The 24,126-nt window shown below is 38.6% G+C and carries 20 protein-coding genes and 1 other annotated feature; of the genes, 17 read left to right on the forward strand and 3 right to left on the reverse strand.

All coding sequences use genetic code 11. From position 1 onward, the window contains the following. From ACMGGO_RS06130 to yajC, 7 genes are all read left to right on the forward strand, one after another. Nucleotides 1-810, forward strand: a complete 810-nt coding sequence (locus ACMGGO_RS06130) for a hypothetical protein (RefSeq protein ID WP_328024263.1) — start codon at nt 1-3, stop codon at nt 808-810. A gap of 11 nt (nt 811-821) precedes the next feature. Beyond that, nucleotides 822-2,540 (forward strand): ferredoxin, encoded by a 1,719-nt coding sequence (locus ACMGGO_RS06135; RefSeq protein ID WP_374805153.1) that lies wholly within the window; start codon nt 822-824, stop codon nt 2,538-2,540. A 235-nt stretch (nt 2,541-2,775) separates the two neighbouring features. Continuing rightward, nucleotides 2,776-3,396, forward strand: a complete 621-nt coding sequence (ruvA, locus tag ACMGGO_RS06140; protein ID WP_004226690.1) for a Holliday junction branch migration protein RuvA — start codon at nt 2,776-2,778, stop codon at nt 3,394-3,396. Between the two features lie 18 nt (nt 3,397-3,414). Next, on the forward strand, nt 3,415-4,419 hold the full coding sequence (gene ruvB / locus ACMGGO_RS06145) for a Holliday junction branch migration DNA helicase RuvB (RefSeq protein WP_420281664.1): 1,005 nt from the start codon (nt 3,415-3,417) through the stop codon (nt 4,417-4,419). Between the two features lie 17 nt (nt 4,420-4,436). Then, nucleotides 4,437-5,477, forward strand: coding sequence for a tRNA preQ1(34) S-adenosylmethionine ribosyltransferase-isomerase QueA (gene queA, locus ACMGGO_RS06150; RefSeq protein ID WP_281216108.1), 1,041 nt, complete (start codon nt 4,437-4,439; stop codon nt 5,475-5,477). Nucleotides 5,478-5,534: 57 nt separating this feature from the next. After that, a complete protein-coding gene (gene tgt, locus ACMGGO_RS06155; protein WP_016991901.1) occupies nt 5,535-6,680 on the forward strand; it encodes a tRNA guanosine(34) transglycosylase Tgt in 1,146 nt (381 codons plus the stop codon). Nucleotides 6,681-6,933: 253 nt separating this feature from the next. Further along, complete coding sequence (yajC, locus tag ACMGGO_RS06160) at nt 6,934-7,200, forward strand: preprotein translocase subunit YajC (protein WP_004226696.1); 267 nt, start codon at nt 6,934-6,936, stop codon at nt 7,198-7,200. A gap of 73 nt (nt 7,201-7,273) precedes the next feature. Here yajC and ACMGGO_RS06165 read toward each other — a convergent pair whose 3' ends face one another. Next, the gene (locus ACMGGO_RS06165; RefSeq protein WP_048395178.1) at nt 7,274-8,125 is read right to left on the reverse strand and encodes a polysaccharide deacetylase family protein; all 852 of its coding nucleotides are present in this window, start codon (nt 8,123-8,125) and stop codon (nt 7,274-7,276) included. Between the two features lie 138 nt (nt 8,126-8,263). Here ACMGGO_RS06165 and ACMGGO_RS06170 point away from each other — a divergent pair, with 138 nt between their 5' ends. Continuing rightward, nucleotides 8,264-8,899, forward strand: coding sequence for a DUF421 domain-containing protein (locus tag ACMGGO_RS06170; protein WP_066036504.1), 636 nt, complete (start codon nt 8,264-8,266; stop codon nt 8,897-8,899). Here the strand turns inward: ACMGGO_RS06170 and ACMGGO_RS06175 are convergent. Beyond that, nucleotides 8,896-10,413, reverse strand: a complete 1,518-nt coding sequence (locus ACMGGO_RS06175; RefSeq protein WP_048395180.1) for a putative polysaccharide biosynthesis protein — start codon at nt 10,411-10,413, stop codon at nt 8,896-8,898. The genes ACMGGO_RS06170 and ACMGGO_RS06175 overlap by 4 nt on opposite strands. Before the next feature lie 93 nt (nt 10,414-10,506). On the opposite strand from ACMGGO_RS06175, the gene ACMGGO_RS06180 reads away from it, so the two are divergent. Next, entirely contained in the window at nt 10,507-10,815 is a 309-nt protein-coding gene (locus tag ACMGGO_RS06180) for a post-transcriptional regulator (RefSeq protein WP_004226703.1), read from the forward strand. Between the two features lie 346 nt (nt 10,816-11,161). Continuing rightward, complete coding sequence (gene secDF, locus ACMGGO_RS06185) at nt 11,162-13,429, forward strand: protein translocase subunit SecDF (protein WP_281216109.1); 2,268 nt, start codon at nt 11,162-11,164, stop codon at nt 13,427-13,429. Nucleotides 13,430-13,534: 105 nt separating this feature from the next. On the opposite strand, the gene ACMGGO_RS06190 is transcribed toward secDF, so the two are convergent. Further along, nucleotides 13,535-15,223 (reverse strand): methyl-accepting chemotaxis protein, encoded by a 1,689-nt coding sequence (locus tag ACMGGO_RS06190; protein WP_420281665.1) that lies wholly within the window; start codon nt 15,221-15,223, stop codon nt 13,535-13,537. Between the two features lie 320 nt (nt 15,224-15,543). Further along, nucleotides 15,544-15,785, forward strand: a binding site (T-box leader). A 98-nt stretch (nt 15,786-15,883) separates the two neighbouring features. On the opposite strand from ACMGGO_RS06190, the gene ACMGGO_RS06195 reads away from it, so the two are divergent. The 7 genes from ACMGGO_RS06195 to recJ all read left to right on the forward strand — a co-directional run bounded on the left by ACMGGO_RS06195 (nt 15,884) and on the right by recJ (nt 24,113). After that, nucleotides 15,884-17,212 (forward strand): chorismate-binding protein, encoded by a 1,329-nt coding sequence (locus ACMGGO_RS06195; protein ID WP_420281666.1) that lies wholly within the window; start codon nt 15,884-15,886, stop codon nt 17,210-17,212. Then, nucleotides 17,212-18,240, forward strand: coding sequence for an anthranilate phosphoribosyltransferase (gene trpD, locus ACMGGO_RS06200; protein WP_103118491.1), 1,029 nt, complete (start codon nt 17,212-17,214; stop codon nt 18,238-18,240). The genes ACMGGO_RS06195 and trpD overlap by 1 nt, the downstream gene beginning before the upstream one ends. Then, complete coding sequence (trpC, locus tag ACMGGO_RS06205; RefSeq protein WP_048392105.1) at nt 18,240-19,031, forward strand: indole-3-glycerol phosphate synthase TrpC; 792 nt, start codon at nt 18,240-18,242, stop codon at nt 19,029-19,031. The genes trpD and trpC overlap by 1 nt, the downstream gene beginning before the upstream one ends. Then, nucleotides 19,028-19,642 (forward strand): phosphoribosylanthranilate isomerase, encoded by a 615-nt coding sequence (locus tag ACMGGO_RS06210; RefSeq protein WP_054550039.1) that lies wholly within the window; start codon nt 19,028-19,030, stop codon nt 19,640-19,642. Before trpC ends, ACMGGO_RS06210 begins: the two co-directional genes overlap by 4 nt. Beyond that, a complete protein-coding gene (gene trpB, locus ACMGGO_RS06215) occupies nt 19,642-20,853 on the forward strand; it encodes a tryptophan synthase subunit beta (RefSeq protein ID WP_103118489.1) in 1,212 nt (403 codons plus the stop codon). Before ACMGGO_RS06210 ends, trpB begins: the two co-directional genes overlap by 1 nt. Further along, nucleotides 20,850-21,641 (forward strand): tryptophan synthase subunit alpha, encoded by a 792-nt coding sequence (gene trpA, locus ACMGGO_RS06220; protein WP_103118488.1) that lies wholly within the window; start codon nt 20,850-20,852, stop codon nt 21,639-21,641. The genes trpB and trpA overlap by 4 nt, the downstream gene beginning before the upstream one ends. Nucleotides 21,642-21,782: 141 nt before the next feature. Beyond that, nucleotides 21,783-24,113, forward strand: a complete 2,331-nt coding sequence (gene recJ, locus ACMGGO_RS06225; RefSeq protein ID WP_420281667.1) for a single-stranded-DNA-specific exonuclease RecJ — start codon at nt 21,783-21,785, stop codon at nt 24,111-24,113. Nucleotides 24,114-24,126: the final 13 nt, after the last annotated feature.

Raw genomic sequence — 24,126 nt, forward strand, 5'->3', positions numbered from 1 at the left:
ATGATATTGGAAGGTATATTAATAGGTGGTGCTATTAGCACAGTATCTAAAATGGTTCAGTCTGATAAACTTAATGCGCAGGCTGAAAAAATTAATGTTCGAGCTTTTGAGAGAGCAGCTGAAGCAGAAGAGAAAGTTAGAAAACAAAATGAAAAAACTCAAGCAAGCATGTCAAAACTTATAAATCGAAAACGAGGTATTTACCAAACTTCAATAGCAACATTTTTGGAATTATATAAGGACTTGCAAAACATAAATTTTGAAGAAGGAGAAGGTCTAAAGGAACTTAGCGCCACTTCCCTTACAACTGTAGCAATAGAAGAGATGAAAGATATGGCAGGAGTATCAAGAAGTGATTTGTCTGACTCACAGATGGTTACAACGTACATTTTTACTGGCATTTCCGGACTTATAAAGAAGGAAGCAGAAATGAATCTTTCGACAGCAAAAATAAGAAGGCATCATGCCGAATTGATAGAAAAACAATCAGAAAATATTTGTATTGCACTTGATGCGGTTTGTCAACGTTCAGAACGTATGGCAGAAATTTTAAAGAATCTGAATGCACTTTTTATGAAGTCACTAAAATACTCTCGCAAAATAGTTGAAAGAAATGGAATTGATAGAAACAAGTACACCTTAAAAGATAGAGAAATGATAATGGTATGCTTCAATTTTGCTAAAGGAATAAAGGATATATTAGATGTTCCACTACTTGATAAGAATGGTGAAATAACAAAAAAATCTCTTGAGGTAATAGAAACTGGAGAAATCTTTTTAAAGAAGATCAATAAAAGTGTTCAATTTTAGGGGATGAAAAAATGAAGAAAATATTTGTATCAGATAAATGTATTGCTTGTGGAGTGTGTGTTGTAAATTCTGAATTTCTGATGGAAACTCCTGATGGTCGTGCAATACCAAAGGAACCTGGACTGATTACGGCTGAGCAGTATATAAAATTTCAAGAAGTTGTAAATGACTGTCCAGTAAATGCCATTTCTGTTGAAGATGAATTGATATCAGCTCTAGATGGGTCAGAAGCTATTATAAAATTGAAAACTATGATAAACGAAAAAATAAAGAATTTCAAAGTTCCTTATCCTAAGAGTGAAGAATTTGATTTTAATGATAAAAATTATGAAGCTCCATCGCTAATATCTCAAGGATTATCCAAAACTACATATAAATCATATGATAAGGCTAATAATGAAGGATTTTATGTGTTTAAAAATACAATGTATTCCCAACAGAAAGCGCTAATTCAGGCAGTGTGTGTTGAATATAAAACAAGACAATTAAAGAAGTTTGCTTACTATGAAAAAGAACAAGGCAATTATTACTACGATACCAATATGGAAATATCAAAAATGTTAGAAGAAGCTGTAACACTAGGGCAAGCTATATCGAGCAATAAAATGAATCTACCAGTTAATTTTTGTGATTTTGAGGTTGGACCAGATAAAGGTTTTGATGGTGATACATGGGCGTGGGCATTACGCAACTTAGAGCAAATAGACTGGACTAGTAAGATGAAAGATGAAGATTTTTATAGAACATATATCAATGTTGAAGAATATTGTGAGGAATATAAGTATTCACTATATGAAGTAGAGAGTACATTTAGAGAGTATATTGTTTATGGATTATACATGCAACTTTCAGATAGAGTGGATGAAGCGATTGATAGTACATATAAAAAATATTGCGAAGTATTTAAGAAAACACTAAATGAGAAACTATCATTATTAAAGACAGAACTCAAAAGATGTTCCATGTTTGATGATTCTGTGGAAATAAAGCAGGCAGATTTGATTAGAGATATTAATTCACTACTTAGCGAAATAAAATCGACTGAATTAAAGAAAGAAATTGTTTATCATAGTGTGGATTGGAGTTATGATAGTTCTTTCAGGTTTTCTTCGTATAGTAAAGCCAGTGAAGCCGCTGGAAATAGAACAGATCGATTTTATAATTCATGTTCCAATTACTTGGATACAGGTTACGGTGATAGAATAAGTGAAGATTTAGCAAGTAATTACAAAAATCAATTTGAAGGGATTATGAATACTTTTAAAACTAAGCTACAGGAAATATATGATAAATATGATATGGCATATCCAATTACAACTCTAGATATTGATTGTGATAAGTACAGAATCAGTATGGATATAACAAGTTATGAAGACGTTAGTTCAAATATCAACTGGGATATTAGAAAATTCATAGATGATAAAATTATTGGGTGGGGTGGGGTATTAAATAAAAGTGAATATTTTACTTACTCAGATGTAGATTACGAAGTGAATGAAAGTATTACCTGGAAGCAAGGTCTTTTTGGAGAAAAGAAAGTTCCTATCTATAACTATCTTGCAGATTTCGGAAGATGCCGAAGCGGGTTTGATAAAGCGGTTAGTTTTTGTTGTGATTATGTTTTTGAAAGTAATTATTTAAAAACATTTAGGACGAAAATGCTAAAATCTTTAGAAATGGAAGTGGAGGAAAAAATTCTATCCAAAATTGTGTTATTACAGAATACCTAGAGATTACTGTTCTTTATGTAAAAAACCAGCCTCACCAAGCATTATGCTTAGGTGTTACTGGTTTTTCATTTTTTGCCCCGCTTGAAGCTGTTCATTTAAGTTTTTCTTCAATTCCTAAGTGGACGCTTCTTTGGGCGGTCATTTTTGTCTGCGAATGGAGTTTAGACGCTACTTTTTGTCGAGCATTCGTTCGCTATATGCTATAATCGAAGACGATGATTGTGAGGGATTATAGATGTATGATTATTTAAAAGGACAAATTACTCGTATTACACCTGAATTTATTGTGCTGGAACAACAGGGGATTGGGTGGCAACTTAATACGCCCAATCCATTTGCTTTTCGAACATCTGCCCTTGAGCAACAGATATATGTTCATTTGCATGTGCGAGAGGATGCGCAAGTTTTATATGGCTTCCCTAACCTAGATCAGCGTGAGTTATTCCGTAAGCTTATTTTAGTGTCAGGAATAGGACCAAAGGGCGCTTTAGCGATTTTAGCTACAGGTAATCCACAACAGGTTATTAGCGCAATTGAGCGGGAGGACGAAGCGTTTTTAGTGAAGTTCCCTGGAGTTGGTAAAAAAACAGCACGTCAAATGATCCTCGACTTGAAGGGCAAACTTGGTTCATTATTAGATACACTTGAATTACCTAGTGCAGAAGATGAATTACCTTTATTTGGTGTGAATGCCTATAAACATGAATTAGAAGAAGCCCTACTTGCCTTAATGGCTCTTGGCTATTCTGAAAAAGAGCTAGAAAAAATTAAACCACAGCTAGAGGATAACGATAAACTTGAAACGACAGATGCCTTTATGAAACAAGCATTGCAACTACTGCTAAAATTAAAATAAGGAAAGGAGGAAAGGTGCATGTCTGAACGTATGATGGCAAGTGAAGCAGGGAGCTATGATGAGCAGTTTGAGTTATCTTTACGTCCTCAAAAATTAGCACAGTATATTGGGCAACATAAAGTAAAGGAAAACTTACAAATATTCATTGAAGCGGCAAAGCTTCGCCAAGAAAGTTTAGATCATGTGTTGTTATATGGACCTCCAGGACTTGGTAAAACGACCTTAGCGTCTGTTATCGCAAATGAGATGAATGTTAACGTACGCATGACAAGTGGCCCTGCGATTGAGCGTCCAGGAGATTTGGCAGCTATTTTAAGTTCACTAGAGCCTGGGGACGTTTTATTTATTGATGAAATTCATCGACTGCCCCGTGCTATTGAAGAAGTATTATATCCAGCAATGGAAGACTTCTGCTTAGATATTGTGGTAGGAAAAGGTCCTGAAGCACGTTCTGTACGACTTGATTTACCTCCCTTTACCCTTGTAGGTGCAACAACAAGAGCGGGTGCTTTATCAGCTCCTCTAAGAGATCGCTTTGGTGTGTTGCTGCGCCTAGAATATTATGATGACCGATCGCTTGCAGAAATTGTTGTGAGAAGTGCACATTTATTTGAGGTAGAAATAGAGCAAGTAGCAGCAATGGAAATGGCGAGACGCTCACGTGGAACACCTCGAATTGCCAATCGTTTATTGAAACGAGTGCGAGATTATGCACAAGTGCTTGGAGATGGTATGATAACGGAGGGTCTTGCACAGCAAGCATTAGAGCTGTTACAAGTAGATCCTAGAGGGCTTGATCATATTGACCATAAACTTGTAACCAATATGATTGAGCGATTCCGAGGAGGCCCAGTAGGCTTAGATACTCTTGCTGCATCAATTGGTGAGGAACGGGTTACGATAGAAGATGTATACGAGCCTTATTTGATGCAAATTGGCCTTATTCAACGTACCCCGAGAGGAAGAGTAGCCACACATTTAGCCTACGAACATTTTGGATATGAGTATCCCCAACAAACATAAAGAAGGAAGTTATTTTCATGCGTGTAGAAGATTTTGATTTTGAATTACCAGAGGAGCTTATTGCCCAAACACCATTAGTGGATCGTACAGCAAGTCGATTAATGGTCGTGACACCGGGCTCAAATAAAGTGGAGCACCACCATTTCGCCCATGTATTAGACGAGCTACATGCTGGAGACTGTCTTGTACTAAATGATACAAGAGTTTTACCTGCTCGTTTAATGGGTGTAAAAGAAGAAACAGGTGCACATATAGAAGTATTGCTACTGAAGCAAATGGCTGGTACAGATGAGTGGGAAACACTTGTAAAACCAGCAAAGCGTGTAAAAGTAGGAACAGTCATCACATTTGGTGACGGTTTATTAACAGCTACATGTACAGGTGAGCTTGAACATGGCGGACGTACATTTGAATTTCAGTATAATGGTATTTTTTATGAAATATTAGAGCAACTTGGTGAAATGCCATTACCTCCCTATATTCGTGAAAAACTAGAGGATAAGGATCGTTATCAAACCGTTTATGCCAAAGAGCGTGGTTCTGCTGCAGCGCCTACAGCTGGGCTGCATTTTACAGAGGAGCTATTAGCTCAAGTGAAGGCTAAAGGCGTAGAGGTTGTCTTTATTACCCTACATGTCGGTCTTGGCACTTTCCGTCCCGTTAGTGTAGACTCGATTGAGAACCATGAAATGCATGCAGAATTCTATAGTGTTACAGAACAAGCAGCAAATACAATTAATCGCGTAAAGCGTAACGGCGGCAAGGTAATAGCTGTTGGGACAACCTCTACTCGTACATTAGAGACAATTGGTTCTAAATATGAGGGAGAAGTGCGAGCAGAACAAGGTTGGACGTCTATTTTCATCTATCCAGGCTACAATTTTACGGTGGTGGATGGGTTAATCACAAACTTCCATTTACCAAAATCAACACTAGTCATGCTTGTTAGTACGCTAGCTACTCGTGAGACCATTTTAAGTGCTTATCAGCAAGCTGTAGAAGAAAGATATCGCTTCTTTAGTTTTGGTGATGCAATGTTTATACGTCCCAAAAAATAATAGTGGATAAAATCGGAGTACTGTTTTTACTTCAGATAAGAAAGGATTATTTATTTTATGACACAACCAGCAATTCGATATGAACTACTTCATACATGTAAACAAACAGGAGCACGTCTTGGCATCGTTCATACACCACATGGTTCCTTTGAAACACCAGCATTTATGCCTGTTGGCACACAAGCAACGGTGAAGACCATGTCACCAGAAGAATTAAAAGAGATGAATGCCGGTATTATTCTGTCCAATACGTACCATTTATGGCTTCGTCCAGGTAATGATATTGTCAAAGAAGCAGGCGGACTTCATAAATTTATGAACTGGGATCGTCCAATTTTAACGGATTCAGGTGGTTTCCAAGTATTTTCACTTAGTCAATTCCGAAAAATTGAAGAGGAAGGAGTTCATTTCCGTAATCATCTCAATGGAGATAAATTATTTTTGAGCCCAGAAAAGGCAATGGAAATTCAAAATGATTTAGGCTCTGATATTATGATGGCCTTTGATGAATGTCCACCATATCCTGCGACACATGACTATATGCTGAAATCAGTTGATCGTACAACTCGTTGGGCAAAACGCTGTAAGGAAGCACATCAGCGTCCAGAGGAGCAAGGTTTATTTGGCATTATTCAAGGTGGAGAGTACGAAGATTTACGCCGCCGCTCAGCAGAAGCGTTAGTAGAACTAGATTTCCCAGGCTATGCAATTGGTGGATTATCCGTTGGAGAACCGAAAGATGTGATGAACCGTGTTTTAGAATTTACTACGCCAATGATGCCTGAAAATAAACCTCGTTATTTAATGGGTGTTGGCTCACCAGATTCTTTAATTGATGGGGCAATTCGTGGGATCGATATGTTTGACTGTGTACTGCCAACACGTATTGCACGTAATGGAACACTGATGACATCAGAAGGACGTCTAGTAGTGAAAAATGCAAAATATGCACGTGACTTTGGGCCGATTGATCCGAACTGTGACTGCTATACATGTAAAAATTATTCTCGTGCCTATGTTCGTCACCTTATTCGCACGGAAGAAACGTTCGGTATTCGTTTAACATCCTATCATAATCTACACTTCCTATTAAAATTGATGGAGCAAGTACGTGAGGCAATTCGTCAAGATCGCCTTGGTGATTTCCGTGAAGAGTTCTTTGAAAAATACGGCTTTAATGGGCCAGATGCAAAAAACTTTTAAACTAGACGAATAGGATCATTCATGCGCTAAATTAAAAAAAGGACATTAGGCATCCCCTAATGTCCATAATCAATAGCAATAGTTTTGCAAATCATTCAAAACTTTGTAAAAAGTGAATATTTCTAGCAAAATATTGTCAATCATAGAAAAAATATTAGTAATTGAGAAAATTTTTGGGCTTGTCCATCGCTTTTTAATGGTGGAATAGTCTATACTAAAAAAGTGAGATTTGGAAAGGGGGCAAGATGCTATTATGGATCAATTATTAGGATTAGCACCAATATTATTAATGTTCGTTGCAATGTGGTTTATCTTAATCCGTCCAGCTAAAAAAAGACAGCAGGAAACACAAAATATGCAAAGTAGTTTGCAACGTGGAGATAAAGTCATTACGATTGGTGGTTTACACGGTGTTATTGATGCAATTGAAGACACAGCAGTGACATTAAAAATTGCTGACAATGTACGAGTGAAATTTGACCGTCAAGCAATTGGACGAATTGTCAATGACAATCAGTAACAAAGAAGAAAAGGCTTACAATAGGCGATAGCTATATTGTAAGTCTTTTTTATACAATATTAGAAGGCAGTGTTTAGATGTTTTTTGCAGTTGTAGTTTTTAATTTATGAATGAATGCCTCACCAGTATCATTGCCATTAATCGTTATTCGGCTTAACGTAAATAGGGAATCGCCTTTTTTCACATGTTTATTTTGTATGACAAAGGCCATCTTAAAGCCAGCTTCCTTGGCTAATTTGATGGTGGAGGGTGAGTAAATCCCATAAGGATAGCTTATTGCTATTGGTTCATATCCTAACTTTTCTTTGATTATTTTTCTTGAATGAATAAAATCATTTCTTACTCTTTCTTCATATTCAACCTGACTCTCTAGTTGCCCATTTACAATACTAGGACCAAATACTGCGCCATTTAGTTTACCATTTTTTGAAGGTAATTTATAATGTAAGTCCCAAGTATGACTCTGGATTGTAATATAATCCTTCATTTCCTTTAATTGATCCCAACTCATCTTTGCTGTTTCATTTGGATGGTAATTGTTTCCATTCATCTCTAAGATTCGGCTTGCAATCACAAAGATTTCTGCATGCATATCATATTTTTTCAATATCGGGTAAGCTTTTTCATAATTACTAAAATACCCATCGTCAAAAGTAATTAACACGGGCTTTTGAGGTAACGGCGCTTGGTCGTTTAAGTAATCATATAATTGCTGAGCAGAAATGGCCTGATAGCCTTCCATTTTAAGTAATTTCATTTGATTTTCGAAGCTTTTGGGTGAAATAACAGTAGTATTGTTTATATTGTCCTCTAAATGATGGTACATAAGAATAGGTATTTCCTGTTCCTGATACCCGTAAATAGGATAAGGTCTAATAAGAAAAAGGATATAAACAAAAACGAAAACGATTATTTTTTTTGTCATGTCCTCACCTTGTTTGCATGTTTATTGTGATAAGCATCTAAGCTCTATGTTAGTGTGTACGAACAAGTAGGGACTATTCCTTGAAAACTGTATAAAAAACAATAAGTAAGGTCACCTTGATAGTATGGGGGTGTTTATATGGAAGAATATTACCATATTATTTTTAGAACTTGCTTTTTGTATGTGTTTATCATCATCGTTTTCCGTTTAATGGGTAAACGAGAAGTAGGTGAATTATCAGTCATCGATTTGGTCGTATTTGTATTAATTGCAGAAGTAGCGGCCTTTGCGCTAGACGATTATAAAAATCCTCTCTTTAATGCCATACTACCTATCATTATTTTGCTCTTTATTCAAATATTAAGTGCCTTTTTGTCATTAAAGTTCAAAAAAATACGTGACCTAGTGGATGGTGACCCTGCTTTATTAGTAAAAGACGGTGTTATTTTAGAGAGTGAGATGAGAAAACACCGCTATAATTTAGATGATTTATGTCAGCAATTACGAGAAAACGGAATTGCATCTGTGACAGATGTAGCCTTTGCGTATTTAGAGCCTTCAGGCAATCTTTCTGTCTATAAAAAAGATGAAAAAGCCTTTGTGTATCCATTGATTATCGACGGTGATATCCAAGAGAGACATTTATTTACCATGCATAAAGATGTGGATTGGCTAATGGGTGAGCTAGCAAAAAATAATATTACTGACAGTGAAACGGTATTTTTTTGTATTTGGGAAGACAATAAGCTGCATATCCAATTAAAGGAATCCTAAACTTTCTTCGCCAATTTTTTAATGTAACGGAAATCTGTAATACGCAACTGATTGGTAAATAATAAAAAGGTAAATAGCAAAAATAATGTCACACCACTACTTAAAATAAATGGTAGTGATAGTATTGGAATAAGGAAATACTGGGCGACGCAAACAGCAATAAAACAACTATAAGGCACGACAAACATTCTAAAGCCAGCACGCAGGTTTTTACGTTGTCTAACTGTTGCTATATGCAAGAATGACGTTAGTAATACCCCAAAGCCAATAGCTACAACGGCTCCTTTTTCTTGGATACCTGGTTGAGAGGCAAGTACAAACATCACGAAAAGTTTACCTAGCCCACCATAGATGGAGTTCATCATGGCAGCTCTTGCCTCACCAATTGCCTGTAAGATGGAGTGTAGAGGACTTTGAATATAATAAAAATAAAAAATAGGTGCTAAAATTTTAACGTACCCACGATTTTCTTCTAAATGGAAAAGCTTCATCGCTAATTCATCTCCATGCACAAAGAAATACGTAGCAGCAAAGCACCCCACTAGCGAAGACAATCTAAGGGACACCGAAATTCGTTCCTGTAATAGCGGGGTGTGCTGACGAGCGACGGCATCACTAACAGCTGGAATGAGCACAATCGATAAGGCTGTTGATACAAACGCAGGAAATAACAGTAGTGGCACCAAAACACCGGAGATGACACCATATAAAATAGTGGCAGCAGAAGCGGTTAAACCGGCCACAGTTAAAGCCTTTAAAAAGATAATCGGCTCTAAAAACCAAGTGAAAGAACCAAAAAGCTTACTGCCTGCAGAGGGAAGGGCAATACGCAACATTGGTGATGCAGGATACCCTTCAATTTTAGTTTTTCGTGTCAATAATTTCTTTTTGGAAACGATATAGTGTAGCCATAAATACAAGAATGCTACAACTTCGGCTAGCAGTGTAATGCCCATTGCCGCCGCAGCCGTGACAGCAGCATTATTGTAATTAGCCACATAGGGTAGCATTAAAGTAATGAAGCTAATACGTACAATTTGTTCGATCATTTGTGCCCATGCTGTCGGTGTAATCTTTGCAACACCTTGTAAATAGGCACGTAATAAGCCAGATCCAACTGATACTGGTACAGCAAAGAGTGCAATCCATAATGTAAATGTTGTCTGTTCATTATGTAATAGAGTTGTTGAAATATATGGTATTGTTAGTGCAACGAGTGGCATAAAAATGATCATGCCAATGAATGACCAAAGAATGGCTGTACGCATGACACCAAAGATGTTCTCACGTTTATTTTTTGCTAGTAATTCAGCCACTATTTTAGCCACAGCGATAGGTAGTCCTAGTTGAATGAGTGAGATGAAGAAAATAAACGCTGGATAGACGGTCATATAAATACCGACAGCCTCTTCACCAGCAATCCGCATAAATTGCATTCTATAAAAGAAGCCAAAAAGTTTAGATAAAAAAATCACAAACATTAAAAATAATGTACCTCGTACAAAAGAACTCATGCCATCCGTCCCTTCTCAAGCCGCAAAAATTCATTTACACTATTTGTATGCAAGCATGTCTTACGTTACGACTTTGATTGGAGATGATTCAAAATGAGTATGCAATATGAGCAACTATTTGAAAAGATTCGTCCGGCAATTGATAGTAAGATAGCAGAGTTCCAGCATTATCAATATAATGCTATTACAGCCGAAGAACTCTGGCGCTACTGTATTGAAAAAAAATGGCGTAAAAAGAAAGTTGAGCAACTACGTTTACATGAAGTCATTTCTACCATTTTTTCGGTATCACCATCTGATATCGTCTCATTTAATCAAGTAGAGTTTTTACAAAGTAATAATTGGTTTGAAGAAGTCAATACAGACGAGTTACAATTACTGCTTGGTCCAGTCAGAACGTAATCAATGATGTGTCAAATTTTACAATAATTCTAAGAATCCTATACGTGTTGAATTGACACCAAGCGCAACCTGTTTCATAATAAGTGTGTTGCGCTTTTTTTATTTTGAATAAGTTCTTACTTACATAAGTCTTCATTGCTTTTATTGACATTTAGAAGGCTAGTACCTAATAATACTAAGATAAACTTGCGCGTTATGAACGATTGAAATAAGTAAAGCAACCTTTTTGAAGCACAGGTAACACGATTCTAGATGAAAAGGAGGATTAAACGTTTCAAAAGGTATTGCTAGTTACTTGTTTGGCGTGTAAGGACAGCCCTTACACCAATTCGAGGAGGATTTATTGATGAAACTAAAAAGTCGTATAGTTGCATTTCTACTGATTATCGTGCTATTGGCAGCAGGTATTAGTACGACTGTAAACGGCGTCTTAAAGGACATCAAGCTTGGTCTTGACTTACAGGGCGGGTTTGAAGTGCTTTACGAGGTAAATGAATTAAAAGAAGGACAAAAAATTACACCAGAAATTGTCACAGCAACATCCACTGCACTTGGTGAACGTGTAAATACGATGGGGGTTAGTGAACCGAGTATTCAGGTTGAGGACAAAAATCGTATTCGTGTGCAATTAGCTGGTGTTGAGGATCAGGAATCGGCACGTAAGTTATTGTCTACTTCTGCGAATTTAACATTCCGTGATGTTGATGATAATTTATTATTAGATGGAGACGATTTGAAAGCTAACGGTGCTAAAGGCTCTTTTGACCAACAAAATCGTCCGATTGTATCCTTAACTTTAAAAGATGCGAAAAAATTTGCTGATATAACAAGTAAAATTGCGGCAAAACCCGCAGGTCAAAATTTACTGGTTGTATGGTTAGACTTTGAAGAGGGTGTCGATTCCTATAAAGCGGAATCACAAAAAGCAAAGCCTCGCTATGCATCTGCAGCAACAGTTAGTCAAACATTAAATACAACAGATGTTATGATTAGCGGTAATTTCTCTGTTGAAGAAACAAAAAATTTAGCAGATATTTTAAATGCTGGGGCATTGCCTGTAAAGCTAGATGAAATTTATTCAACTTCTGTTGGTGCTCAATTTGGTGATGCAGCACTGAAAAGTACTATTTTTGCTGGTATTGTCGGCGTAATAGTTATTTTCTTATTTATGCTATTCTACTATCGTTTACCAGGCTTTATTTCCATCATTACACTGGTTGTGTTTACATTCCTAGTATTAGTGGTCTTTGACTGGATTAATGCGGTATTAACACTCCCAGGTATTGCGGCCATTGTTCTGGGTATAGGGATGGCAGTAGATGCCAATATTTTAGCGGCAGAACGTATACGTGAAGAGCTACGGGTGGGTTATTCCGCTAAACAAGCCTTCCAAATTGGTTCTAAACAATCTTTATCAGCCATTGTCGATGCGCAGTTGACAACTTTATTAGCTGCAGCAGTATTGTTCCAATGGGGAACAAGCTCTGTTAAAGGATTTGCTACAACATTAATTATTAGTATTTTATTGAGCTTCTTAACAGCAGTTTGGGGCTCACGTGTCCTATTAGGACTACTTGTAAACAGTGGCTATTTCAACAGTCCTGCATGGTTTGGTATTGCAAAATCTAAACAGCATAGTCTAGATGAAAATATTGGTACATTAGATTTATCAACGAAATTCGATCGATTTGACTTTGTTCACAACCGTAAGAAATTCTATACGTTCTCATTAGCCATTCTAGTGGCTGGTTTAGTGGTTCTTGGCATCTTCCGCCTTAACCTAGGTATCGATTTCTCAAGCGGTACTCGTGTCCAAATTGAATCGGATCAAACATTAACAAAAGAAGAAGTGTCCAAATATCTAGATAGCATTGATTTTTCATCAGAAGATATCATACTCTCTGGTGAGAAAAGTAATACAGCAGTCATTCGCTATAAAGATGACCTTACACAAGCAGAAATTTTAGAATTTAAAAAAGAAGCTGGCGAAAAATATGGTCATGAACCAGCTGTAAGTACTGTATCGCCTACAGTTGGTAAGGAACTTGTAAAAAATGCAATTAAGGCTTTATCTCTTGCAGCAATAGGGATTATCATTTATGTAGCAGTTCGTTTTGAATGGCGCATGGGTATTGGTGCAATTGTTTCATTATTGCATGATGTATTCTTAATTGTTGCCGTCTTTAGCTTCATGCGTTTAGAAGTAGATATTACGTTTATTGCGGCTGTATTAACAATTGTTGGGTATTCCATCAATGATACGATTGTTACCTTTGACCGTATGCGGGAAAACTTAGATCGTTATGATACAATTAATGACCGTGAAGTATTGGCGAATATCGTGAATAAATCGCTACGCCAAACAATGGGTCGTTCGGTTAATACAGTATTAACTGTAATTATCGTTGTTGTAGCCCTATTAATTTTTGGTGCACCATCTATTCAAAACTTCTCTATCGCGTTATTGATTGGTTTGATTACAGGTATGTATTCTTCAATCTGTATCGCAGCTCAAATCTGGTATTCATTAAAAATTCGTGAAATGAAAAAATCAGATGGGAAGCTACGTAAAAAAGAGAAGAAACAATGGGGTACAGACGAGCCTACTGTATAATATAATGAGCAGAGAATGGAAAACATATGGTTTTCTATTCTTTGCTTTTTTCATGCAAAAAAACTGCTGCCTTTTATAAAAAGCAGCAGATTTTTCATATAGTATTTACAATTTAAATTGCTGGATTAAGCCTTGTAGCTGTTGCGCATTTTCACTTAATTCTTCTGCGACAGTATTTACCTGCTGCATGGTCGCAACTTGCTCGTCAACAGATTCTGCAATCATATGAGAATTCGTTGCTGATTCGTTAGAAACATTGGCAATTTCCGTGACAGAAGCTGCAACCTGCTCTGCACTAGCAGAGATTTCTTCAGATGTGGCAGAAATTTCTTCAATTTGCTCTGTGAATGCTGCAACAGCAGAGGTGATGGAGTAGAAAGCATCTCCAGCCTCATGAATTTTGGCTACACCATCCTTTACAGAAGCTAAACCATTATTTACTGATGCTGCAACATTTTGTGTATCTGTTAGAATTTCTTTTGTAATAGCAACGATTTGATTGGCAGATTGATTCGATTCCTCAGCAAGTTTTCGTACCTCATCCGCTACGACTGCAAAGCCTTTCCCATGTTCTCCTGCTCTTGCTGCTTCAATAGCTGCATTTAGTGCCAGTAAATTTGTTTGTTCTGAAATTGCTGTAATCACTGTTGTAATTTGCCCAATTTCTTCTGATTGCTTACTTAGTTTTTGCGTTAATGTTGCAATATCAGAAGTTGCTAGTGCGATCATATTCATCTGTTCTTTTGCTGTTGCAATCGTTGCACCACCTGTATGGGCAAGCTGAGTCAGATTTTCTGCATTGTGATGAAGACTTTGAGTCGCCTCCGCAATGCGTTGGACACCTGATGCAGTTTCATCCATTGCCACAGCACTTTGCTGAGAGGCACTAGCAGAAGAAGTGATATGTGTTACATTATTTTGAATTCGTTGAGCAATATTATCGGAAGTTGCAGTTACTTCTTCAGTGCTAGCAGAAAGCTCTTCTGAAACAGCCGATAAATGGGATGCACTATCTTGAATGTTAGTCATTAAACCAGCTAGATTTTGTTTTAATGTATTGACTGCATTGGCAAGTGTACCGATCTCATCTTTTGATTGATGGTCAAGCTCAGCAATTGTTAAATCACCTTGTGCTAATGTATCTGCTGCTCCAATAACCTTGCGTAGGGGCAGGACAATGGAGGCTTTGACCATATGCATAAAATATAAACCAATAATAATACTTGCAAGGAGAAGGCTAATAGCAATGATAATAGCGCGTGAAACGGTTTGATTAACAGATTGGTCAACATTTTGAAGCTGTTCATCGTGATAAGCTAATAATTCAGTTGTTAACTTAAAAATGTCCTTATTGTATTTTGTAACATCATTATTGATGATAGAGAGTGCTAGATCCGTGTTGCCACTATTAAACGCTTGTAAAGCTTTCTGTGAATTTGACAGTAACTCTTTTTGCAATTCCGTGATTTGCTGCATAATATTTTTTGTATAATCTGATCGAACAATAGTAGAAAGTTCATGAACTGTTTCAGGTAACAACTTTTCATAGCGCTCTAAATTGGCCTTAGCTGTATCGTCCTTCTTATTTAAAATATAGGAGCGTAAAAATAAACCTTGAGACGCAAGTTGTTGTTGGATTTTATCTGTTAATTGGATTTGCACCATCCGATGCTTCAATACTTCTTCTAAATCATTCTGTGTTGTTTTAAATTGAATAAATGATACGATGCTTGAGATAAAAAGTAAACATGTTAAGGAAATGAATCCTATATTTAATTTTTTGCGAACGGACATAAACTTCCTACTTTCTTTTATTATATGGAAAAAATTGATGTTCTGAAATTACTATAACTTGATATATTTACATGGTCAATAGTCAAGGAATTTTCAATCGTAGGAAATCTTATTCTCCAATAAGTTTTTATAGAAGGATAATATACCTACTTTTGATTCCTCTAATAAAATAGGAATTTCAACTTTTTTCGTCAGAATTGATTGACAATAGTATTGGATTGGCATAGAATTAAGGCTAACTTTTTGTTCGGTCAAGGTAGAAGATCTCGGGAGCGAGGTCAGCCACAGAACAGATGAGCTGAGTTTAGATGAGAATAGCTGAGAAATTGTTGAATAAGAGTAGTAGCCTAAGTGTGTAATAAAGAGAGTCAGTGGCTGGTGTAAACTGATTTACAGCTTATGTGAATGGACTTATGAGAGTCGCTTATAAAAAAGCGAACGTGATTCCCCACGTTATAGGGGTGCTTTCAAGGTATGGTTTACCATTGCCATGATGTAAAGCACAAAAGTGAGAGCATATGCTCTAATATGAGGTGGCAACGCGGTCATAATCGTCCTCTGCAATTAGGAATAATCCTTTTTGCAGAGGGCTTTTTTATTTTCATTCAGCATTCGTCTAGACATTAGCTAAAGGAATCTTTGAAAAAGGAGCAAATAGCTATGCAAATAACGAGTTCAAGAACAAAAATGAAAACGATCAATGGCGATTCTTTAACACCTATTTTGATTTTTAGGCGTTTACAGGGAAAACATAAATTTTTATTGGAAAGTTCTGCCCAACACGAAGGAGCTGGAAGATTTTCCTTCATTGGTGCTAATCCACGAAAAACATATAAAGGTGTGGGCCAAGAAATCCAAGAGGTTTCCTATAAAACAGGAAAAACATACGTGCATCAAGGGGAACTTTTTGTTCTTCTTAAACGCCTCATGCCACGTATTTCTAATACGACGCAATTTCCATTTTCAGGTGGTGCCGTTGGATATATAGGCTTTGGCGGTACAACGATGTTCGTAGATAAAAAAATAGAACTGCCTGATGCTTATTTTCATGTCTATGAAACGATTATTGTCTTCGATCATCAAACAGATGAAGTGACATTGATTCATACAAATATAGATGCAGAAAAGCAGGAACCTGATTTGGAAGAATTGGCTCAACAAATAGTAAACGGGCATATCAGTGACGAAGCATCTTATCGTTATCAACCGCTTGATGCTACAACAAATGAATCATTTGCAACGGTTTTACAGACAATGCAAGCCAACTTACATGATGACATAACAAGGGTAGTTTTGCCGAACCGCCATGTAGCCAACTTTCAAGGTGATACGTTGGCTTTGTATCGACAGCTACGTAAAAAAAAGCCTGCAGCCTATATGTATTATATTGAATTTGAGGATCATGTTGTGTTAGGTACTTCTCCTGAAAGTCTAATCCGAGTAAAAGGTGAAAGCGTTATTGCGACTCCTACAGAGGGAACATATCCGCGAGGGGAAACAAAAAATGAAGAACTAGAAAATGAACGTAAATTATACAATCATGAAAGCATTAGGCAATCACATGCACTTCTTGTTAGGGCTATTCAGCAAGAATTACAGTCGGTTTGTTTCCGAGATTCTGTTCAGGTCATGGAGGCTATGCGTATCCAGCGGTCCAAAAAGGCACTGCACATGACGACTAGGGTGGAAGGAAAGCTTTTACCAATGCTTCATGCCCTGGATGTTTTAGCAGCAACCATATCCCCACTTTCAGCAACGGAGCATCCGTATGCAGCTGGTTATTTTGGTGCTCTCGGCTTTATTGGATTTAATGGTCATTTGGATTTTGCCTTAACAGGTCAATCTATTGTAGTTAAACAGGATACCATGCATTTGCAAGCAACAATAACTGTTACCAAATATACAAATGTGCAAAACGTTTTACATCAAGTGCAAGAGGAAGAACAGGCATTTTTACAGTTACTGGTGAGCAATGGGGGGCAAAACTAATGGAAAGATTACAAGGGAAAGTACTGCAGGGAACACATCTCATGTACGAAGAAATGCTACAGGCAGCGCAATGGTTATTTCAGGATGATACTCCTAAAGAAGAAATAGCAAGCTTTTTAACAGCTTTAGCTGCGAAGGGAGAAACTGCACATGAAGTAGCCGCATTAGCAACTATTATGCGATCTTTTGCTCTTGATATAGCCGTAAAAGAAGGTAGCTATATGGATAATTGCGGTACAGGTGGAGACGGTCTTCATACTTTTAATATCAGTACAGCTTCTGCTTTCGTATTAGCTGGGGCAGGTGTCAAAATTGCCAAGCATGGGAACCGTAAAATCTCTTCCTCCTCTGGTAGCTCAGATGTGCTAGAGGCACTAGGTATTCATACAGCTATTTCCATCCCACAAACAGCCCATTTGCTAGAGAGAGAGGGAATCGCTTTTATTTATGCACCGAATGTTCATCCGAAATTAAAGAGAATTGGTGAAGTTCGCCGTTCATTAGGAAAACCGACAATCTTTAATCTTGTTGGTCCTTTAACAAATCCGGTCCCATTATCCACACAATTTACAGGCATTAATCGACCGAATTTTGTCATGGAATATGCCTCAGTCTTACAAATGCTTGGACGTGAGCGGGCCATTGTCGTCTCAGGACCACAAGGCTTAGACGAGGCTTCATTAGCAGGTCAAAATACATTGGTTTTAGTAGATAAAGGAGATTTAATTCCCTTTTCCCTAAATGCAGAAGATGTCGGTCTTCAAATGGCCCCTTTAGAGGCCATCCGTGGTGGCAATGCAGATGAAAATGCGGTGATTATGCAAAAAATATTGGCTGGGGAACGGAGTCCTTATTTAGATACAGTACTATTAAATGCTGGCATCGGCTTATTTGGCTATGGTCAAGCGGAAACCATCAAAGAGGGTGTAGCTATGGCAAAGGAAAGTATTTTTAGCGGGAGAGCACAACAAAAATTAGAGGCGGTTGTAACATATAGCATGCAAATTAAAGAAGTGGAGGTAGGGTAATGAATATACTCAATAAAATATTACTGCAAAAAAAGATTGAGGTAGGTGCTTTATTAGAGCAGCCAGATCCTTTAGCAAACTTTACAGAAACGCCACGTCGCTCGTTCATTGAATCATTGTGTCAAGCTCATACACTGCAAGTCATCGCGGAAATGAAGCGTGCTTCCCCTTCAAAAGGGTTAATAGCTGGCGGAGCAGACCCAGTTGCTCAAGCAAAAGTCTATGCACTAGCAGGAGCAGCAGCTATTTCGGTCTTAACAGACAAGGAATTTTTTAAAGGCTCCTTTGAAGATTTAGCAGCAGTTGCTGCTGCTGTAGATACCCCACTTCTTTGTAAGGATTTTATGATTGATCGAGTGCAGATTCGATTTGCCAAGGCGGCAGGTGCATCCATTATTTTATTAATTGTGGCAGCCCTAACAGACGATGCCTTACGTGATTTATATAGCTATGCAACGGGCTTAGGCCTAGAGGTTTTAGTGGAAGTACACGATTGTGAAGAGCTTGAACGCGCTCTTGCGGTAGATGCAAAGTTAATTGGCGTTAATAATCGTGATTTACGTACCTTCGAAGTAAGCCTAGAGCGTACCAGAGAAATTGCTAATGTGTTTCCATTTGATGAGAATCGAGTATTAATTAGTGAGAGCGGTATATGGACGCAGGACGATGCGAAGCTAGTAGCCTCGATGGGGGCTAGTGGTGTCCTGGTAGGTGAAGCTTTGATGAGGAGTGGAGATGCGGGGCAAGCACTACGAGATTTGCAAGTAAGTAAAGAGGGGGCATCGGTATGACAAAGGTCAAAATTTGTGGTCTACAGGAGCAAGAACATGTCAAAACAGCTGTTCATGCTGGTGCAGATGCTATAGGGTTTGTTTTTGCACCGAGTAAACGCCGTGTATCCATTGAGCAAGCCCAACAGTTAGCGAAGCATGTACCACAAGGCGTTTTAAAAATAGGTGTCTTTGTGAATCCAACGTCAGCCGAATTAAAGGAAGCAGTAGAGCGAGTGCCCTTAGATTATGTGCAATATCATGGGGAGGAAACGCCAGCATTTATTCAGGAGCAAGGTTATCCCGCCATAAAGGCATTATCGATACGAGAAAAAGAGGATGTTCAAGCGGCTGCTAGCTATCAGGTAGATTATTATTTATTTGACGCGCCTGGTACAGAGTTTAAAGGCGGGAGTGGTCACACTTTTGATTGGACACTCCTTGAGCAAGTAGGGATTCCCAAAGAAAAATTACTATTAGCGGGTGGTCTCAATGTAGACAATATTGAAGCGGCTATTACGGATGTAGGGCCTTTTATGGTGGATGTTTCAAGTGGTGTAGAAACAGATGGAAGCAAGGATTCTACCAAAATACAAGCTTTTTTACAGGCAGTAAAGAGGGGGAGCAGATGATGGGAATATCAATAGCAAATAGTGTACCGACAAAAGAAGGGCGTTTTGGACAATTTGGTGGTCGGTTTGTGCCCGAAACATTAATGACAGCCTTGCTTGAATTAGAAGCTGCTTATGAGCAAGCATTACTAGACCCTGCATTTACAGAGGAGCTGTCCTATTATTTAGAAGACTATGTTGGCCGCGAAACACCGCTCTATTACGCAGAAAATTTAACGAAGGCGCTAGATGGAGCAAAGATTTATTTAAAGCGTGAAGATTTAAACCATACAGGTGCACATAAAATTAATAATGCGATTGGGCAAGCACTTCTAGCCAAACGCATGGGTAAAAAGAAAATCGTTGCTGAAACAGGAGCTGGGCAGCATGGTGTGGCAACAGCTACTGCATGTGCATTATTAAATCTAGAATGTGTTGTATTTATGGGAGCAGAAGATATAAAACGTCAGCAGTTAAATGTCTTTCGTATGGAGTTGCTTGGCACAAAGGTTCAATCAGTGGAAAGTGGTTCTAAAACATTAAAGGATGCTGTGAACGCTGCCCTACGTTACTGGGTGACAAATGTTGAGGATACCCACTATATTTTAGGCTCTGCCTTAGGTCCTCACCCATTCCCAAAAATTGTTCGGGACTTTCAGCGTGTCATTGGAGTAGAAACAAGAAGGCAAATCGTGCAAAAAGAGGGGCGTTTACCTGATGCAGTTGTTGCCTGTATTGGAGGTGGCAGTAACGCAATCGGTATGTTTCACCCATTCGTTGATGATGAATCAGTTGCCTTATACGGTGTTGAAGCAGCAGGAAGTGGTCTTGAAACTGGGAAGCATGCTGCGGCCATCGCAGGTGGACAATTAGGTGTATTACATGGCGCCTATATGTATTTATTACAGGATGAAAACGGCTTTGTCCAAGAAGCACATTCTATTTCAGCTGGGTTAGATTATCCAGGGAAAGGACCAGAGCATTGTTATTTACATGATATTGGTCGAGCTCAATTTGACTCCATCACAGATGCTGAAGCACTGGAGGCACTACAATTATTAAGCCGAACAGAAGGGATACTGCCTGCACTTGAAAGTTCTCATGCCATTGCTTATACGGCAAAACTTGCAAAGACCATGTCAAAAGATCAGATCATTGTTGTGTGCTTATCTGGTCGAGGAGATAAAGATGTTCACACAGTTCGAGCAGCACTAGGAGGGGATGTAAAATGACAACTTTACAGCAAGCGATCGATCAGGCAAAAGCTGAAGGTCATAAAGCTTTTATACCTTATATCATGGCAGGTGACGGAGGGCTAGAGACCATTAAGCCAACTATTTTAAAACTGCAGCAATTAGAGGTAACTGCTATTGAAGTAGGGATTCCTTTTACAGATCCTGTTGCCGATGGTCCAACAATCGAACGAGCAGGAGAACGTGCACTCAAAGCTGGTGTGACATTAAGAAAAGTGTTGCAAACACTCGCGTCATTTAGAGATGAAATAACAGTGCCTCTCGTAGTCATGACTTATTTCAATCCAGTATTAGCATATGGCTTAAAGTCTTTTGCGCAAGCCTGTGTAGCTGGAGGAGTTAAGGGATTAATTGTACCAGATGTCCCTTTGGAAGAGAGCGAGTTGTTACGTGATGCATTAAATCCATATGGCATTGATGTGGTACAGCTTATCTCATTGACAAGCCCTCCAGAGCGTATAGCACGCATCGCAGCAGCTAGTCAGGGTTTTGTTTATGCAGTGACCGTTAATGGGATCACAGGAGCAAGATCGCGTTTTGCTGATAATTTAGAACAGCATTTTGCAAGCTTACGTCAAGCAAGTCCAATCCCTGTGCTTGCAGGCTTTGGTATTTCAACACCAGAGCAAGTGAAAAAGATGGGGGCTTTGGGAGATGGTGTAATTGTCGGTAGTGCCATTGTGACGGCATTGCATCAAGGAGATTTGGCAACGGTGGAAGCATTAGTAGCCGCCTCGAAAGGTATGTTAGAAAAGTCTACTCTTTAGAAGAGTAGGCTTTTTTGATGATGAAAGAAATGGAAAAGTGACGAATAGAAATTAAAAATCGATGGATAAAACTATCAATCTAACGGATAGTGCGCAACCTATAGAAATTCGGTATAATAGCTTTCGTAAGGAAGTGAGCAGATGATTCTATCGAAAAAAAGATGGCAGGTGGAGCGTCCTGACGCAACACTTGTACAAGCATTACAAAATGACTTACAACTTTCTGCGATTGCAGCAAAAATTTTAGCAGCACGAGGCTGCGAAACAACGGCTGAGGCAGAAAGCTTATTAAATATGACTGAGGCAAATATCCATGACCCATTTCTTATGCATGGTATGGCTGAAGCGGTAGCACGAATTGAACAAGCACTAGAAAATGGTGAGAAAATTTTAGTGTATGGTGATTATGATGCGGATGGTGTGACAAGCACAACCGTTATGTTACATGTTTTACTAGATCTTGGAGCAGACGTCTCCTTTAAAATTCCGAATCGTTTTATCCATGGCTATGGCCCGCATGAAGCCCTATTTCGGGAGGCCTATGAAGATGGTGTACAGTTAATCATTACAGTGGATAATGGTATATCTGGTATTGAGCCTATTCGAGTAGCAAAGGAGCTTGGTATGGATGTCATTGTGACAGATCACCATGAGCCAGGTGAGGAGCTACCACCAGCAGATATTATTCTTCATCCCCGAATACCAGAAGGGCAATATCCATTTGGCGAGCTAGCAGGAGTAGGGGTAGCCTTTAAGCTGGCACATGCTCTTTATGGTGAACTACCAAGCCATCTAATAGAATTTGTGGCGATTGGCACTGTAGCAGATTTGGTTCCGTTGGTGGATGAAAATCGCTATCTCGTGAAGAGGGGCATACAAGAAATGCGTCGTTCCCTTAGTCCATGGGTACAAGCGATGTGTGACATAGCCAGTACAGAGCAGATGAAAATTACAGAAGAAACGATTGGCTTTTATTTTGGTCCACGATTGAATGCTGTTGGTCGTCTAGGTGAAGCAGCTCCTGGTGTCGAATTATTAATGGCGGAGGATAATGCTAAAGCAACCGCATTGGCAAAAAAGCTAAATGCCTGCAATACCGAGCGCAAAGATATTGTGAAAAGTATTACAGATGAAGCCATCGCACTGATTGAAGCAGATGAAAAAATCGGCAATTCCTTAGTTCTTGTTGTTGCTGGCGAGGGCTGGAACGCAGGTGTTGTAGGAATTGTAGCCTCACGTCTCGTTGAACTGTATTACCGTCCAACGATTGTGCTGTCACTCGATCCCGAAAAGGGCATAGCAAAAGGTTCTGCTCGAAGTATTGAAGGTTTTCATCTATATAATGAACTAGCTAAAAATCGAGATATTTTACCGCATTTTGGTGGACATCCTATGGCTGCAGGTATGACCTTATCATTAGAACATGTGGATGAACTACGTACTCGCTTAGATGCTCAGGCAAGAGCCTGTTTAACAGAGGAGCAATTAACACCTGTAGTGCATATTGATATACCGCTCAGCATAGATGAAATTTCAGCGGATGCTATTGAGGAAATTTCAACACTAGGACCATTTGGCACAGATTTCCCTAAGCCTGTGTATGTGCTGGAGGATGTAGAAATCGCCTCCATGCGTAAAATTGGAGCGGGCGAGAATCATATTAAAATGGAAATAACAAACGGCTATGATAAATTGGATAGTGTTGGTTTTAACAAAGGGCATTTACATGATGAATTAACGTATGGCATCAAAGTTTCCTTTATAGGCGATTTGCAAATTAACGAATGGCAGGGACGTAAAAAAGCCCAATTTATGATCGAGGATGTCCAAACTACAGAATGGCAGTTATTTGATATTCGTGGTATCCGTCAAACAGCTCGATGGCTGAATACGGTACCGAAGGACGTGGCCCGGTTTATCGCCTTTCGTCCAGAAACGATGACCTATTATCAATCATTAATCGGTGAACCTATTACACTGGTTGACCCAGCCCTTTCAAATATTGAACAAAGTGATTACATCGTGCTCTTAGACTTGCCACACAATGTTCAAAAGCTAGAGGACGTTTTACAGAAGACAGCCCCTTCACGTATTTATGCTCATTTTTATATGCCTGACTCGCAATACTTCAGTGGTCTACCTACTCGTGAGCAATTTGCTTGGTATTATAAGTTCTTGAAAAATCGACCAGCCTTTCCGCTTGATATGCATATCGCAGATTTAGCGAAGCATACGGGGTGGCCATTAGATACACTAAAATTTATGACACAGGTGTTTTTTGAGCTTGATTTTGTTAAAATGGAGAGTGGACTGACGACTGTCAACGTGAATGCTCCAAAACAAGCACTAACAGAGGCACCGTCTTACAAACAACGTTCAGAACAGATTGAAATGGAGCAAAAGCTTGTCTATGCTCCTTATATAGAATTAAAACAATGGTTTGATGAACGTTTAACATCAGCGGACGAATAACGTTTCGTAGGAG

The sequence above is a fragment of the Lysinibacillus sp. BNK-21 genome (genome assembly GCF_048684915.1).
Taxonomy (GTDB): domain Bacteria; phylum Bacillota; class Bacilli; order Bacillales_A; family Planococcaceae; genus Lysinibacillus; species Lysinibacillus capsici.